Here is a 15,023-nt window from a genome sequence, read left to right on the forward strand (position 1 = left end):
CGCGTACTCGTTCAGCCACCCGCACACGGTGACCGCCTCCCGCTGCCCGGAGAAGGACCCCGGACGGCGCGTCACATCACAACAGGGCAAACGTTACCTGATCCGGCACTAGCTCGGCGGGCTTCAGCAGCCGTCCGTTGACCAGGGCGATGAAGAAGCGGTTGAGGTCGCGGGCCGTGCCGGTCATCGAGCCGTCGGCCCCGCTGTCGAAGGGACGGTAGGGGATCGTGGTGTCGACCATCGGGCCGTCCACGGTGAACTGCTGGTAGTTGGCCGTGTGCGGATGCGGCAGGAAGGGCCAAGTGCCGGGAGTGTCGGTGTGCTCCAGGCCGATGGGGCGCAGGATGCGGTTGTGCACCTGCTGTTCCCAGGTGCGGCCTGTGATCTTCTCGATGATCATTCCGGCAAGTACGTAGTTCGTGTTGGAGTACGCCCAGCGGGTGCCTGCTGGGAAGGCAGGCTCATGGCGCATGGCCAGGGCCACCAGCTCTTCGGGCTTGTAGGCACGCCACCGGTTGGCGAAGTAGGTCTGGGCACTGGGGTCGGGGAAGACGTCGTAGATGTAGTCGGACAGGCCGCTGGTGTGCTGCAGCAGGTCGCGGACGGTGATGGTCCGGCCGTTGTTTCCGGCTCCGGACACGACCCCGGGCAGCAGTTGCTCCACCGTCTGGTCAAGGGAGATCCGCTTTTCGCCCACCAACTGCAGCACGACGGTGGCGACGAACGTCTTGGTGGTACTGCCCAGCCGCAGGTAGCCGTCCTTCGAGACCGCGCGGCGAGTGACCAGGTCCCCCACCCCGGAACGGGCCGTGACTGTCCCGCGAGGAGTTTCCAGGCGGACCGTCACTCCGGTGACCCCGGCATCGCGCAGCGCGTCGGCGTCACGTTGCACAGACCACCCCCTGCCGGAAGGGTGCGGCGCGGCCGAAGCCGCAGCCGACGGCAGAGACGACACAGCCAGCGCCAGCAGAGCAGCTGATAACCGTAAACGACGAGAGAGCATGACCCGAGGCTAGGAACCACAAGGGCCACCAACCATCCGGGAAACGCCCCTTCTCGAACGGGTGCCAGCCGGATGGACGATCGTCCCAGGCGCCTGGCGCATCTACTGGCCCCCGTACCTGATCATGCCTCTGAACAGTGGAAAGAGGTTCGGACACAGCTTCTGACTCAGCCGCGTCGGTTCAAAGCTCTGGTCAGGTCCCTGTTGGCCGCTCGCGCGGCATCGAGGTCGGACCGGGCCTGACGACCTGGGGAGAAAATGAAGTCGGTCCGACCGATTGCGACGAAACCCGCCAGCATGGGCCGGGGCGGGCCCTGCCTCCAGGGCCCGCCGTGGGTTGTCAGTGGCCGGTCGTAGGCTCTGGTCTCCGTCGCCAACGAGCAAGGAGCCGTCATGAGCGCATGGGCCAACGGCATCGCCGCCAACACCGTCTTCGTCGAAGACGTAGCCGCCTCGAAGAAGTTCTATCTGGACGTCTTCGACGCCCCGATCCTTTTCGAGGACGAGCAATCCGTCGCCTTCAGCTTCGGCAGGACGATCATCAACCTGCTGCAGACGACGCACGTCCCGGAACTCATCGAGCCAGCGACCGCGGCCCCGCGCGAGGCTGGCGTGCGCCTGGTCTTCACCATCGAGGTGGACGACGTCGATGCGAAGTGCGCGGACCTCGCCGCGGCCGGCGTTGAGCTCGTCAACGGGCCGATGGATCGGCGCTGGGGTCCGCGCACCGCCAGCTTCCGAGACCTTGATGGCTACATGTGGGAGATCGTCCAAGGCCAGTGAGCCGCCGACGGGACAGGGCTGACCAGTCACACGGTTCACTATGTCAGTCGGTCCTGGCCAGAACGTGACGTGAGAAGGGCCGCCCGGGTTGGGTGAGTTGTGACGCTTACCCAGGCCCGTTCGGCCTGTTCCCATCCTGCCCTGCCCGGGGTCTCTCGCGCACACTTCGGCGAACTCGCACCCAGATGCGCGGCGGCCCGGGAGTCCGCGCTGCGCGAGCACAGACCACCCGCTGGAAGGGGTTTCGTCGCCCATCTCACCGAGACCCGACGGCGCCAACGTGATCACGGACGTGGCCACCACCCCAGCCACCACGAACGACGCGCAGGCCCTGCCCGGCATCCATACCGCCTCCAACGGCGCGGGCTCGAGCAAGGCGCACTTTCGTAGCTGAGCGTGCTGCTTGCGTACGCAGACGGGAGGCCTCGACGCGTCCGTTCATGCAGCCGGCTGGGCTCGGGCAGGGGCGTGCTTTGCTACCGGCGCCGGACTGGGCTTGAGTCTCCAGTAAGGGGAGACGCGAAGGTGGGGGCATGGACGGCGACACGCTCTACTCGATCGGTGACCTGGCCCGGCGCACCGGTCTCACGGTCAAGACCATTCGGTTCTATTCCGACCGTGGGATCGTGCCGCCGATCGACCGCAGCTCGGCGGGCTACCGCCTCTATGACATCGACGCCGTCGCACGCCTGGACTTCGTACGAACGCTGCGTGACCTGGGACTGGATCTTTCCACGATTCGGAAGGTAGTGGACCGGGAGCTGTCGCTCCCGCAGGTTGCGGCGACGCACGCCGAGGCCCTCGCAGTGCAGATCAGGACCCTGCGCCTGCGCCGTGCGGTACTGACGGTGGTGGCCAGACGCGGGTCCACCCTTGAGGAGATGGAACTCATGCACAAGCTGGCCAGACTCTCCGATGACGAACGCCGTTACCTGATCGGTGATTTCCTCGACGCTGTCTTCGCCGACCTGCACGACAGACCCGAGTGTGCAGCCGTCATTCGCTCGATGACGCCGGAACTGCCCGACAATCCCGAAGCGGAGCAGGTCCAGGCGTGGGTGGAGCTGGCCGAGCTGTCCCAGGATCCGGATTTTCGCGCCGGCATGCGGGGGATGGTCGAGGACCACATGGCAGAGCGTACGAAGGACGGGGCCACGCGACTGGGCCGCGACGTTGCGGCGGTAATCCGTGACCAGGTTGCTCCCGCGCTTGCGGACGGCACCGACCCGGACTCGCCCCGGGCGGATCCGGTCATTGCGGCGATCACGGCGCATTACGCGTACGTCATTGCCGGCCCCGACGACGTCGAGCTCGGGCGTCGCCTGCTGTCCTGGCTGGAGACCGCGAACGACCCGCGTCGAGACAGGTACTTCCAGCTGCTTGCCGTGATCAACGGCTGGACCGCCCCGCACAGTCTGACGCCGGCATTCGACTGGACCATTCAGGCCTTGCGTGCCCGGCTGTAGCAATGGTGAACGGCTCGTGAAACGGTATGGCCGGACAACTTGGACCATGCCGTGACCGCCTTGCCGCGACATGCCCCATTCCGGAGACGGCCCCGCTCGCTGGCGAGAGAGTCGCATCTATGGCCACGGACTTGCCGGCGTTCCGGACGCCGCGGTGCGGCGCCATCGACCAAGCCCAGGACGTAGACGAGCGGCTGGCCGGCCCACGGCGACCCGTCCCGGGCGCCGATACTGCGCGGGCCCGTCGGCTGATCACCGGATTGCTGCCGGTCCTGTGACTGCCACCGGCAGGTAGGCCAGGAGCCCGATCAGAGGTGCGGACCATGGTGGCGTAGCCACTCGCCCTCGCCCAGTCCCGGGGAAGAACGTAGGGAAGTTTGAGTGAGGGGCAGTCGGGCCATCGGACGGACCAGAACAACACACCGGGCTCCGCGAAACGGTGCCCGGTGTGTGTTGCCGCTGGTGGTGTCAGACGACACCAGCGGCCACGGCCGGCCCGTCAGTGGAACTGGCCGGGTTGATAGTCGCCTGCGGGCTGCTGGATGATGACGTTCGCCCGGTTGAAGGCGTTGATGAGGGCGATCCCGCACACCAGGGCTGCCAGCTGCTCCTCGTCGTAGTGCTTGGCAGCGTTCGCCCAGGCCTCATCCGTGACCCCACCAGCCGCATCCGCGATGCGCGTGCCCTGCTCCGTCAGCTCCAGCGCGGCCCGCTCGGCCTCGGTGAAGACCGTGGCCTCCCGCCACGCCGCGACCAGGTTGAGACGTACCGAGGTCTCACCGGCAGCGGCGGCGTCCTTGCTGTGCATGTCGGTGCAGAAGCCGCACCCGTTGATCTGACTGGCGCGAAGCTTCACCAGCTCCTGCGTCGTGGTCGGCAGCGTCGAGTCATCGAGCACCTTGCCTGCCGCAATGATGTGCTTGAAAACCTTACCCATGGTCGGACTGCTGAAGGCGTTCAAACGGGTACTCATGGTGATCCCCTCTGCGGTTGTCGGTGCTTACACACTTACGACGGCACAGCTCGGCAGGATGTGACATGAACAGCTGTGACCTGCGTCTCTCCTCCCGCGCCGCAGAAGGGACCACTACGACGACGTTCGGGTCCGCTGCCGAGACGTCGCCCCCTGGCCTCGAGCATCCTCAGTCACTCAACGTTCGGTGGCACGAACCTGGTGGTCTGTTGCGTCACCGCGGTCAGCGGCCTGGGCACCCACCACCCGGCCCCGCCCGTTCGCAAGGCACACGAAGTAGTCGGGAGCGTGCCGGTGCCTGTGCCCGCCGTCGTGCCAGTGCAGCCAGAACGGCTGCGAAGCGACCTCCGTCACCTGCGGATCGGCGTCCAGACGGACGCGCCGGCGCCGCCCGTCAACCTTCGCTGATCAACCTTCGATGGCACAGGGTATCCGTGACCTCTCGCAGAGAAGCCTGAGCGATTCTCAGCGAAGGCTTGTGGCCGGCGCTCTTCTCACCGATGGTTGAGCGCGCAGGTTTCGGTGCCAGGGGCCCGGGGCGAGCATGGCTCAGAGTCTGTGGTCGATCTTCTTTTCCCGTATCAGTTTCTCCAGCTCTGTGTTCGACAGCGGGTGCAGGGTGTTCAGGAGACGGCGTAGCCCGGGTTCGTCGAGGGTCTGGCTGGTGCCTTCGACCTCCGCGTCCCGGTGGTGGCGGGTGAGGGTGACGGCGCGGACGCCGCCGGGGAGGTCGCGGACCGTGCGCATCTCGCTGTGCCCGTCTACCGTGCAGGTCACGTTCTTCTCTGCGAGCTCGGGGCATCGGGGTGTCGGCGTGAGCGGCGAGCGCACCGTGAGGTCCACGTACGCGTACTCGTCCTGCTGAACGGAGCGGTATTCGACGTGGAAGTAGGCGGGGCCGACCTCGGCACGGGACACCCGCATGCCGGGCGGCGCAGCGCCCAGGTACAGCAGTTCCGGATGCTCCCGGTACTGCGCGACTTCCGCCTCGTGCTGCCGCTGCTGCGACTGCGCCGGGCCGATGAAGCCCCCATAGGCCACCCCGGTCAACAGCATGGCCATCGCACCCAGCCGCACCCACCGGCTCGGCACGAAGAACGCCGCGGCCACTGCGTACGGCGCCCCCGTCAGCGCCATGCGGGTACTGGCGCTCCCCAAGTCGACGTCTCCACTGTAGGCGACCAGACCTGCCAGGACGCCGAGCGTGCCGAGGACGAAGACCAGTACCGCCCAGCCGAGCCGCTGCGGTACGGAGCCGCACAGTGGCACCACGGCCCGCGCCGGTATCCCCGCTGTGGCCAGCAGGCCCACCGTCAGCGGCACACCCAACGCGAAGATCGGCACCGTCGCACCGGCCCCACCACCCCAGCCGGCCACCAGCAGCTCGAAGCCGAGCATCGGCACCGCAGCCGTCATCGTCGCCCAGACCAGGAAGAGATGCAGGGCCGTCAGCGTCCCTCTGCCACTCGTCATATCGCGGATCCTGCCAGCCGGTCTCCTGGCGTACATGAGTTCCCGTACTCAGCACACAATCTTGGGCGGGGGTGTCACAGGGGAATATCGCAGCCAGGCCATGAGCGCGGGGCAACACTGCAGGTCAGAAGCCTGCATGGCCGCTGGCGACATGGCCGCGTGGCTGGAGCCGCAGCGATCGCCAAACCGGCGTGTGAAGCAACGCTCTGACCTGCGCACTCAACCATCGGTGAGGAAAGCACCGGTCACGAGCCTTCGCTGAGAATCGCTCAAGCTTCGCTGCGTGAGGTCAATCCGGTTCGTGCGCAGCGGACGGTCAACCTCTCCATGAGACAGGTCAAATGTACGCGCATTGTACGATCTTCGTACGCGTAATGGCCGTTTCTCGCTGTAGGATGGGACCGGAGGTGTTCATGTCCGAGTTGTTCGACGCGATCGATGCGCTGATCGCGTCCGCTTCCCCGCTGCCCCCGCCCGCCGAGCGGGAACGTCTGCGCAAAGCTCATGGGTTGACCCAGGACCAGGTCGCCAAGGCGCTCAAGGTGCGCCGGCCGACCGTGGTGTCGTGGGAGAGCGGCAAGACCGAACCACGGCCGCCGCAGCGCGAGGCGTACGCCCGGCTGCTGGAGAAGCTTGCCGAGCTCTACCCGGCCGACGCCGTCGCGGCCGGTCAGGTCATGTCTCCCGAAACGGTGAGCACCGCTACGGAAGTTCGCCCGCGGCCCGCAGGGCCGGCCGCCGAACCCGACACCACGCCGCAGTCCCTCCCGACCCCGGCTCCAACGACGGGCGCCCGGCCGGACCGTTCGGCGAGCATCACCCCATCGATGTCGCGGCGCCCGGCCGTGCGGAGGGTCACCCCGAAGCAGGCCCCCGCCCGAGGCGCCGCCGATTCGGGCTACGCAAACGGTCCGCTCGGTGTGCTGGACGGCGACGGCTCGCTGTACTGCGTCGGCGGACTCGTCCTCGACTGTCCCGCCAGGACCATTCCCGCGCTGGTCGACTGGACCCTCGCCGACGCGCACCTGGGCGCGCCGCGCCTGCACCCGTCCGGCAAGGACGCCGACCCTCTGATCGTCCTCACCGGCGCCGCCGCCGAACGGCTCGGGCTCCCCGAGCGCCTGGAGGACCGGCGCGGCCTGCGGCTGCCCGAGGACCACAAGGTCGTCAAGCAGATCACCAGGGCGAAGTGGAAGCTGACCCGGCGCGGGTTCGGCCCCTGGGCGCGGATCTACCGCCCTGCCACCGGCGGCCACCGCCAGTGTGTGCAGTTCGCGGTCCTGCCCTGGGGCGCACTCGACGCCCGGTCCTGGGGCCACACCGACCAGATGGACCCGGCCGGCATCGCCGATGTACTCGGCACCTACGCGACTCGCGTCATCACCCCCCGCGGCTCCACTGCCGTTTCCGGCCTGGAGACGATGACCGCGCTGCGCCCGCCGACCCGCGCTGTACGGAACGAGGACACCGGCACCTGGGTGTCCGGGCCGGTGCCCGGCTCGCTCACCGACCCGGTCGACCCGGCACCGGTGGAAGCCCCGGACGAGCACCCGGTCGTCGCCGCCCTCTATCCGCGTACCCATCAGCGCACCCCGGGGGAGGTCCTGGACGAGGAGGCGTACGAGTGGACCCGTGACCCGCAACTGCTCACCGACACAGAGTGCACCAGGACGTTCGCAGTCGGCATCGACGTCAACACCGCGTTCCTCGCCGCCGCGAACCGGCTCGTTGTCGGCCTGGGCGCACCGGTTCACGTCACGGCCCCAGTGTTCGAGAAGAGGACGCCCGGGAGCTGGCTGGTCGACCTCTCGGGCATCGAGCTGGACCCGCGCCTGCCCAGCCCGTTCACACCGCACGGCACCCGCCCGGAAGGCCCGGCCTGGTACGCGACACCGACCGTTGCCTACGCCGCCGAGCTCATCGACACCTACAAGCTGCCGGTGGCCATCCGGCCACTGGAAGGATGGGTCCGCACCGAGTCCGGTCCGTACCTGGACCCCTGGTACAAGCGCCTTGCCGAGGCGTACAAGCAGACGATGGCTGATCTGGGCGTCGTTTCAGGCATGACCGAGACCGAGTTCCTGGCCGCAATGGTGACGCACAAGCAGACCGACCCGGGCATGGCTGCGGTCCTGTCCGCCATCAAGTCGACGGTCAAGGGCGGCATCGGCAAGCTGCGCGAGCGTCCCCAGGGCACCGGGTACAAGTTCGGCGAGCGGTGGCCCGCACTGGAGCGTTCGACGTGGCGCCCCGACATCCGTGCCGCTGTCATCTCCGCCGCCCGCGTCAACATGCACCGCAAGGTGGTGAAGACGGCGTTGGCGACGCAGACCGCTCCGGCCCCCGTCGGGCACCTGATGCTTGGGGAGGACGCGTTGCTCCCGATCGCGCTGCTGTCGGACTGTGCCGTCTACCTCTCCGACGGGCCGTCCCCGCTGGACGTCCTGCCGCACACCGCCGACGGGAAGCCGGCCCCGGGTACGTTCCGACTCGGTGTGTCACCGGGGATGGTCAAGCACGAGGGCACCCAGGAAATGCTGTGGGCTGTGCAGATGCTCGACGAAGGACACAATCCGGCACGCCACATCAAGGGAACCGACGCCGCGATCGACGGAGAGTAGGAGCGCTTGATGGGCATCATCGGAGACAGTCTCGACAAAGCCGCAGCCGGCACCGCCACCCGCCCCATCCCCAAGGGGGCTCCCGCGCAGATGCGGTTCCTGGTCAAGCAGTACAAGGGCACCCGGGCCGTGGCCGAACTGCTGGACATTTCCCAGCGCACCGTCGAACGGTACGTCAAGGACCAGTTCAAGAAGCCGCATGCGGACCTCGCGGCCCGGCTTGCCGGTGAGGTCCGCATGCGGTGGCAGCCGCGAGTGAAGGAGAAGGCGAAGAAGCAGGCTGCCACCTCCACCGGCATCGTGGTGGAGACGAGGGCGAGGTTCGGGTTCACCGCAGCGCCCGGCACCACGGACGACGGACGCATCCGGCTGATCACTCAGCACCTCCCGCCCGAGTACGCCGCCCGCCTCTTCGACGCCCAGGCTGCCGGCGCCACGGACGAGCAGCTCCAGGCCGTCGTCGCCGAAGGACTCCAGGAGCAGTACTTCAAGGACCGCGGCCGCCGCGCCGACGGCCTCCTGGTCGAGTTCACCGACATCGACTACGTCGAGCTCGACTTCTGACCCGGCCGCGCCCGGCCATGCGAAGGCGCGAATGTGCTCAGCACTTCATCTGGCGAGCTGAGCATGGCGGCTGGTGAGCGAGTTGATCTCTGTTTGGCGACGGTGCGGATGTCGATGCAGAGCGGGTGCATAGGATTGCCGGCATGGCACTGCGACCTGTTCAGGTGAACATAAAGGCTCTTGATGGCTTGGCGGTCGGCCGGTTCTGGGCGGAGGCGCTCGGCTGGAGTGTTTTCCGACCCGGTGTGACCACTTACGTTGGACCCGTCGGCGGCTTTGTTTGGCCGGACCCGGTCGCCGTCTGCATCGACGTCGTTCCCGTCCCGGAATCCAAGACAACAGCAAAGAACCGTGTGCACCTCGATCTCGCCACCACCTCTGCCGCCCATCAGGCGGAGTTGGTCGCGCGCCTCCGGGCTCTCGGTGCGACGCCCGCAGACGTGGGCCAGGGCAAAGTGCCGTGGACGGTCCTCGCGGACCCGGAGGGCAACGAGTTCTGCGTGCTGGAGCCTCGGGAGATCTACCGGGACACCGGGCCGATCGCCGCGGTGGTGGTCGACTGCGCGGATCCGCGGGCCATGGCCCGGTTCTGGGGCGAGGCGATGGATTGGACCCTGCACGAGGTGACTGACGATCAAGCGGTGTTGCGCTCCGCCAAGGGCGTCGGCCCGTATCTCGAGTTCCTCCGCACGCCCGGCGTGAAGACCGTGCCAGACCGCGTCCATCTTGACCTGCTGCCCTACCCCGGTGACGACAGAGCAGCGGAGGTGGCCCGGCTGCGGGCCCTCGGCGCCACCGACCTCGACCTCGGCCAGGGCGACGTTCCGTGGACGTGCCTGGCCGACCCGGAGGGCCACGAGTTCTGCGTCCTCGCCCTGTCCTGACGCGGAGCCTCAACGACACCCCGACACGTGAGCCTTGTGTGCTCATGCGCCATGACCCCGGGTGGGTTGGGCTGCGGCGTCTCGGTCGATTCGGGCGGCGAGAGCTCGCGCGTAGAGGGGCGAAATCAGCTCGCTCGCTGACCACAACACTCAACTCGCCAACTGAAGCGCTCACGGCCTCCCCCGCGGTAGAGAGTGGGCTGCCGACGCCCTGCGGCTGCTCCCCCAAGCTCTCGGCTTCGCTCGAGCAGGGAGGGGCCCCTGCGGCGTTGTCGTCGGTCACCGACGCTCCGCGTCGACTCCGTCCTCCGCCTTGCCGTCGAAGCCGCACGACGCCGCTCGCTGATCCACTCCCTACCGCGGGGGAGGCCGTAAGTCACACGAAGGGTGAGCCGAAGCACGATAGTTGTCACACGGGCGGGCTTGTTGTCATCAAGATCGCAGCAGGCCCATCGAAGAGAGGGCCCCGCTTGATGCACAGCGCGATCTGCAGCCGCCTGGCGGCAATGCCTTCCACGGCGCTGGCTTCTCGGTACGCCGACACCGAAGCAAGCACGGGGTGCTGGGGTGTCGAGTCCGCAACCTCAGGTGGTAATGGCCGTCGCAGGGCGGTAAGGGGAACGGGGGCATGCACCAGGAAGGCCCGGGGGCTTGCACCAGTGCGTCGAGGTTTGTCACAGGTGAGGCTGAACTGGCCTTTGTTGAGCCACACTTGGAGGAACTCGTGGTCATCCCCGCCTCACCCACGTCGCGCGGCGGAACCCGGTACCGCAGCGGTCTCCGGGCGGCCGTGGCAGCCGTCTGCTGCGGCCTGCTGCTGAGCGGGCCGGCCGTCGCCACCGCCGCCACTGTGCCCGCCGCTCATGCCCAGACGCAGGCGCAGCACGAAGAGCATGGCCGGGGCTCGCTGGTCTCCGCCGAGAAGCTGTACACGCTCGCGACTCCGCAGGCCGTGACCGCGGAGCTGGGCGCGGCCGGGTTCGAAGACGACATCGTCCGGTACGGCGTGGTCGCGTACCGGCTGGTCTACCGGACCGTCGATCCGTACGGACGGCTCACCACGGCGAGCGGGCTGTTCGTGCTGCCGCTCACCAGTGAGGGACGGTTGCAGGCGGTCTCCTTCGCCCACGGTACTGGCAGTCACAAGGACGATTCCCCGTCCATGCGGCGCGGCGGGTTCGTGCGGTGTGGCCGCCCCGGTCGTCGATCTCGGCGATGTCGACTACCACGGATCCCGGCACCTGGGGTCCAATGTCGCGGCCACGTCGGCGATCGTGCGCTGGTTCAGTGAGTTGCGCCGACAGTGACCGGAACGTGGGAGCCGCAGCCAGTGACAACTGCCGTGCCGCCTGAACCGATGGTGACAAGCAGCGTGCTGCCCCGGTGACAATCACCGTGTGTCGGGCGCCGGCAGAATGGCAGATCGGCCGCTCTCGTCGGTGACAACCAGCCTGCTTCGGCGCAAAGGGACAATTCGGTGGGTCCGGGCGCATCTGCGCATCTCGATGTGCGCCCGCTCGGGCGAGGGCTCACCGGCTGGGGAAGGAGCAGAAACCAAGGAAGGCCGGCGTCGGGTGGATCGCCCGGGCCGGCGCCGAACTGCGTGGGTGCCCTGGAAATCGTCGGCGGGGTCTCGTACATCGCCCCGATGTGGCTATGCGAGTACTTTTCCGAGAAATTCGCGGATGTTCGCCGTAATGACGTCGAGGTGGCTCTCCAGCGCGAAATGTCCGGTGTCAAGATGGTGTATCTCTGCGTGCGGCAGGTCGCGCAGGAACGCGGTGGCGCCGTCGGGGCCGAAGATTTCGTCGCCCGCACCCCAGAGTGCAAGAAGCGGGACCTGGCTGGTGCGGAAGTACGCCTGAACGGCTGGATAGAGCTCGACGTTGGTCGGGTAGTCGCGAAACAGTTGCAACTGGATCTCGTCATTGCCGGGGCGGTCTAGCAAGGCCTGATCGAGCGTCCACGTGTCGGGGCTGATCAGACTGGGATCCGAAACTCCGTTCAGATACTGCCAGCGGGTGCTCTCCAGAGTCAGGGCGGCACGCACGCCCCTCTCGGTGTCTGCGTCGGGGTTGGCGGCGTACGCGAAGAGGCCGTCCCAGAATGCCGCGACGAAGCCTTCCTGGTAGGCGTTTCCGTTCTGCGTGATGATCGCGGTGATGCTGTCCGTTGCCCGCAGTGCCAGGCGCCAGGCGACAGGGGCACCGTAATCATGGACATATACGGCATAGCGTTCGATGTGCAATCGATCGAGGAGGCCGGCGGTGATGTCGGTGAGGGATTCGAAGCTGTAGGGGAACTCCTCAGGTGACGGCGCGGAAGAGAACCCAAAGCCGATGAAGTCCGGTGCGATGAGGTGATAGCGGTCCGCCAGGGCAGGTATGAGGTGGCGGAACATGTGCGAGCTGGCGGGGAACCCGTGCAGGAGCACGACTGCGGGCGCTCGCTGCGACCCAGCCTCCCGGTAGAAGACACTCTGCCCGTCGATCTCTGCAGTCCGGTGATGCACGGATGTCATGACTCTTCCGATCGTTCATAGGTCGGTGGCTGCTTGCGCCCTTGCGTTCAGTGAAGCCAGTGGATTGGGGACGGTGACGCAACCTTGTCCGCTGGAGCCCTGCAAGGCCGGGAAGACGGTGGCCGCCGCCTTGAGATGTCCGAGCCGGTCCTGGAAGGCGCCGCTCGCACATATCGAGCGTAGAGCTGGACGGTGGGGTGTACCGGCCGGCCGGGCGCGCGCTGATGTTGGTGAACGCAGCCGTTATTCAAGTCTGCAGGACGCGCAGTTTCCGGTCGGTACGGCCCGCTGCTGAGTCGACATCATGGCGGCAACCAAGAATTGGACGGCTGGAAAAACACGACAGAAGGTGTCCGGTTTCTGCGCAACCATCCTGTCGGAGGTGCTCGCACGGGCGCCGGCGCAGCGCGTCAAGGACACGGAAGGACATGCATGTCAGCAAGACTGGACGGAAAGGTCGCTCTCGTCGCAGGGGCGACGCGGGGAGCCGGCAGGGCGATCGCGGCGGAACTCGGCGTGGCTGGGGCTACTGTTTACGTAACTGGCCGTAGCACACGGGGGCAACGCTCGGAGTACAACCGCCCCGAGACCATCGAGGACACCGCCGATCTCGTGACCGAGGCGGGAGGCCGCGGCATCGCGGTCCCGACCGACCACTTGGTTCCTTCCCAGGTCCGAAGCCTGGTGGATCGCATTGCATCCGAACAAGGCCGGCTGGACATCCTGGTCAACGACATCTGGGGTGGTGAACTCCTCTTCGAATGGGACACCCCCGTGTGGGAGCACGACCTCGACAAGGGACTGCGGCTGCTCCGGCTCGCGGTGGAGACCCACGCAATCACCAGCCACCACGCTCTACCCCTCCTCCTGCGGAACAACGGCGGACTGGTGGTCGAGATGACCGACGGCACCGCCGAGTACAACCGGGACACTTACCGGGTCTCGTTCTTCTACGATCTTGCCAAGGCCGCGGTGCTGCGCATGGCCTTCGCGCTGGGGCACGAACTCGATTCGCGGGGTGGCACAGCGGTGGCACTGACGCCCGGGTGGATGCGTTCGGAGATCATGCTCGACCACTTCGGCGTGACCGAGGAATCGTGGCATGACGCGCTGGAGCGCGAGCCGCACTTCTGTATCTCCGAGAGCCCGTTCTACGTCGGGCGAGCCGTCGCTGCCCTGGCCGCCGATCCCCGGGTGAGCCGTTGGAACGGGCAGTCGTTGTCCGCCGGTCAGCTCGCCGGGGTCTACGGCTTCACCGACGTTGACGGCAGCCGACCGGACGCCTGGCGGTACATCGTCGAGGTTCAGGACGCGGGCAAGCCTGCCGACGCCACTGGATACCGCTGAACCGCAATCGGCTCTCGCGGTTCGGCTCCGTGCTGAAGGCTCCGGCACGGAATCGGGGCACCTCCGGATCGCCGCCGATCGGCCGCATTATTCCGGGAAAGTCATCGCAAGCACGGGGTGAGCGTTCAGGTCGGCGCCGATCCGTTCGCTCATCTGCTGTGCGTCTCGTCGCCCGCGTTGCCCGACGCGGGCCATGGCATCCGCGCAGCCCGTACCCACGGCATCATCGGCTCCCTGGCGGCGCGGACATCCCGTGCGGCGCGGGCCAGGGAATACCGGAGTGCAGGCGGCATTTTCCGCGTTCCCTCCCGCGGAGTTTTGGGGTGGGGAGAGGCTCACGAACGCATGATCGGTTGCACTGAACGCGGCGAGACAGCCGGAGCCGAAGACGCCACGCTCACACCGAGGGCCAACGGCAGGAATAGCGTCAGCCAACTCGTAATCTGCTGCTCCAGCCGTTGCCCCGTATCCTCAAGAACCTCCCGCAGAATGATCAATGGAGTGATCGGGTCCAGCTCGGTGTCAGGTTCATCAGGTCGCGGAGGTAAGGGAATGGCGCGGGGCGATGACGTGGAAAGGCAGCGACGACCTGTGCGACGTGATCGAGCCGCTCCAGCCGAAGGTCGAGCGCCGCACGAGCCACCCACATTGCATACGTCTGAACGATCGGCGGAGTCTCAGGAGATTCTGTTCGTGCCGCACACGGCGATTTCCTGGGAGTATCTGCCACAGGAGTGGGGTTCCGGCTCGGGGATAACCTGCTGATGACGTCCACCTTCACCAAAGAGCAGCACGGAATCTGCCCCGAGTGCTGCGCCACCCGCACAGGTGGCACCGTTCTCGAGCTCACTCCACCCTTCGGACTCACCGTGCCCGCAGGCACCCTCGATCCCTCCGGGCGGCCGCCCCCTCGCCGGTCCGAGCGGCCGCACCGTCGTCGTCACCGTCCACCAGGAGCAGCCCATGACCACCGAGCAGGAAGCCCGCGACGCCATCCACCACGCCTTCGGCGAGACGGCACACACCGAAATCGAGACCTTCCCGGCCGGGAACCTCTCCATCACCATCACCAAGGGCAAGCACGCCGCTACCATCGACGGGCATCCCGAAAGCGGCTGGGGCTGGACCGTCGACCCGTGCGAGGACGACGGCTTCAGCGGTCACGAGAACGTTGCGACCACGCTCGACGAGGCGCTCGCCAACGTGCGTGCCGCACTGATCTGACCTGGACGAAAGAGGCACGCACGGCAAGGTTCGAAGGCCAACTGGCCCCCGCTTCAGCGAAACGGCCAGGCTAGGGCGTGTTTCGAAAGTCCCGCCTGCCAGACGACGCCTGGCACGCACGCTCGCTGCGTTGTCGGGCTCGCCCCGATACACCCAGTATCGGG

Annotated in this window: 12 protein-coding genes and 1 pseudogene; 9 read left to right on the forward strand and 4 right to left on the reverse strand. The window is 67.3% G+C overall.

Annotation, left to right across the window (positions count from 1 at the left end; genetic code table 11):
- Positions 1-76: 76 nt before the first annotated feature.
- The gene (locus tag AB0915_RS34530) at positions 77-892 is read right to left on the reverse strand and encodes a serine hydrolase domain-containing protein (protein ID WP_366694832.1); all 816 of its coding nucleotides are present in this window, start codon (positions 890-892) and stop codon (positions 77-79) included.
- Positions 893-1,396: 504 nt separating this feature from the next.
- On the opposite strand from AB0915_RS34530, the gene AB0915_RS34535 reads away from it, so the two are divergent.
- On the forward strand, positions 1,397-1,786 hold the full coding sequence (locus AB0915_RS34535) for a VOC family protein (RefSeq protein ID WP_366694833.1): 390 nt from the start codon (positions 1,397-1,399) through the stop codon (positions 1,784-1,786).
- Positions 1,787-2,319: 533 nt separating this feature from the next.
- On the forward strand, positions 2,320-3,252 hold the full coding sequence (locus tag AB0915_RS34540; protein WP_366694834.1) for a MerR family transcriptional regulator: 933 nt from the start codon (positions 2,320-2,322) through the stop codon (positions 3,250-3,252).
- 499 nt (positions 3,253-3,751) lie between these two features.
- Here AB0915_RS34540 and AB0915_RS34545 read toward each other — a convergent pair whose 3' ends face one another.
- Both AB0915_RS34545 and AB0915_RS34550 read right to left on the reverse strand, forming a co-directional pair.
- On the reverse strand, positions 3,752-4,225 hold the full coding sequence (locus AB0915_RS34545; protein WP_366694835.1) for a carboxymuconolactone decarboxylase family protein: 474 nt from the start codon (positions 4,223-4,225) through the stop codon (positions 3,752-3,754).
- 549 nt (positions 4,226-4,774) lie between these two features.
- Complete coding sequence (locus tag AB0915_RS34550) at positions 4,775-5,698, reverse strand: hypothetical protein (protein ID WP_366694836.1); 924 nt, start codon at positions 5,696-5,698, stop codon at positions 4,775-4,777.
- Between the two features lie 413 nt (positions 5,699-6,111).
- Between AB0915_RS34550 and AB0915_RS34555 the strand changes: the two genes are divergently transcribed.
- The 4 genes from AB0915_RS34555 (at position 6,112) to AB0915_RS34570 (ending at position 11,058) form a co-directional block, all read left to right on the forward strand.
- Positions 6,112-8,319, forward strand: coding sequence for a helix-turn-helix domain-containing protein (locus AB0915_RS34555; RefSeq protein ID WP_366694837.1), 2,208 nt, complete (start codon positions 6,112-6,114; stop codon positions 8,317-8,319).
- A 9-nt stretch (positions 8,320-8,328) separates the two neighbouring features.
- Positions 8,329-8,883, forward strand: a complete 555-nt coding sequence (locus AB0915_RS34560; protein ID WP_366694838.1) for an XRE family transcriptional regulator — start codon at positions 8,329-8,331, stop codon at positions 8,881-8,883.
- A gap of 143 nt (positions 8,884-9,026) precedes the next feature.
- Positions 9,027-9,767, forward strand: coding sequence for a VOC family protein (locus AB0915_RS34565; protein ID WP_366694839.1), 741 nt, complete (start codon positions 9,027-9,029; stop codon positions 9,765-9,767).
- Between the two features lie 712 nt (positions 9,768-10,479).
- Positions 10,480-11,058, forward strand: a complete 579-nt coding sequence (locus AB0915_RS34570; protein ID WP_366694840.1) for a hypothetical protein — start codon at positions 10,480-10,482, stop codon at positions 11,056-11,058.
- A 363-nt stretch (positions 11,059-11,421) separates the two neighbouring features.
- Here AB0915_RS34570 and AB0915_RS34575 read toward each other — a convergent pair whose 3' ends face one another.
- Positions 11,422-12,288, reverse strand: coding sequence for an alpha/beta hydrolase (locus AB0915_RS34575; protein WP_366694841.1), 867 nt, complete (start codon positions 12,286-12,288; stop codon positions 11,422-11,424).
- A 432-nt stretch (positions 12,289-12,720) separates the two neighbouring features.
- On the opposite strand from AB0915_RS34575, the gene AB0915_RS34580 reads away from it, so the two are divergent.
- The 3 genes and pseudogenes from AB0915_RS34580 (at position 12,721) to AB0915_RS34590 (ending at position 14,859) form a co-directional block, all read left to right on the forward strand.
- Positions 12,721-13,635 carry an SDR family oxidoreductase gene (locus AB0915_RS34580; protein WP_366694842.1) on the forward strand — a complete coding sequence of 305 codons (915 nt, stop codon included), beginning with the start codon at positions 12,721-12,723 and terminating at the stop codon, positions 13,633-13,635.
- A gap of 64 nt (positions 13,636-13,699) precedes the next feature.
- Positions 13,700-13,872 (forward strand): annotated as a pseudogene (locus AB0915_RS34585) (IS5/IS1182 family transposase); the annotation flags it as partial.
- Between the two features lie 726 nt (positions 13,873-14,598).
- The gene (locus tag AB0915_RS34590) at positions 14,599-14,859 is read left to right on the forward strand and encodes a hypothetical protein (protein ID WP_366694843.1); all 261 of its coding nucleotides are present in this window, start codon (positions 14,599-14,601) and stop codon (positions 14,857-14,859) included.
- Positions 14,860-15,023: the final 164 nt, after the last annotated feature.

Source organism: Streptomyces sp. NPDC048411 (assembly GCF_040704695.1).
Taxonomy (GTDB): Bacteria; Actinomycetota; Actinomycetes; order Streptomycetales; family Streptomycetaceae; genus Streptomyces.

What these genes read in the sequence shown, in the direction of transcription:
- AB0915_RS34535 (WP_366694833.1), top strand. Translation starts at nt 1,397, where the DNA reads ATGAGCGCATGGGCCAACGGCATCGCCGCCAACACCGTCTTCGTCGAA.
- AB0915_RS34540 (WP_366694834.1), top strand. Translation starts at nt 2,320, where the DNA reads ATGGACGGCGACACGCTCTACTCGATCGGTGACCTGGCCCGGCGCACC.
- AB0915_RS34545 (WP_366694835.1), bottom strand. Translation starts at nt 4,225, where the DNA reads ATGAGTACCCGTTTGAACGCCTTCAGCAGTCCGACCATGGGTAAGGTT.
- AB0915_RS34550 (WP_366694836.1), bottom strand. Translation starts at nt 5,698, where the DNA reads ATGACGAGTGGCAGAGGGACGCTGACGGCCCTGCATCTCTTCCTGGTC.
- AB0915_RS34555 (WP_366694837.1), top strand. Translation starts at nt 6,112, where the DNA reads ATGTCCGAGTTGTTCGACGCGATCGATGCGCTGATCGCGTCCGCTTCC.
- AB0915_RS34560 (WP_366694838.1), top strand. Translation starts at nt 8,329, where the DNA reads ATGGGCATCATCGGAGACAGTCTCGACAAAGCCGCAGCCGGCACCGCC.
- AB0915_RS34565 (WP_366694839.1), top strand. Translation starts at nt 9,027, where the DNA reads ATGGCACTGCGACCTGTTCAGGTGAACATAAAGGCTCTTGATGGCTTG.
- AB0915_RS34575 (WP_366694841.1), bottom strand. Translation starts at nt 12,288, where the DNA reads ATGACATCCGTGCATCACCGGACTGCAGAGATCGACGGGCAGAGTGTC.
- AB0915_RS34580 (WP_366694842.1), top strand. Translation starts at nt 12,721, where the DNA reads ATGTCAGCAAGACTGGACGGAAAGGTCGCTCTCGTCGCAGGGGCGACG.
- AB0915_RS34590 (WP_366694843.1), top strand. Translation starts at nt 14,599, where the DNA reads ATGACCACCGAGCAGGAAGCCCGCGACGCCATCCACCACGCCTTCGGC.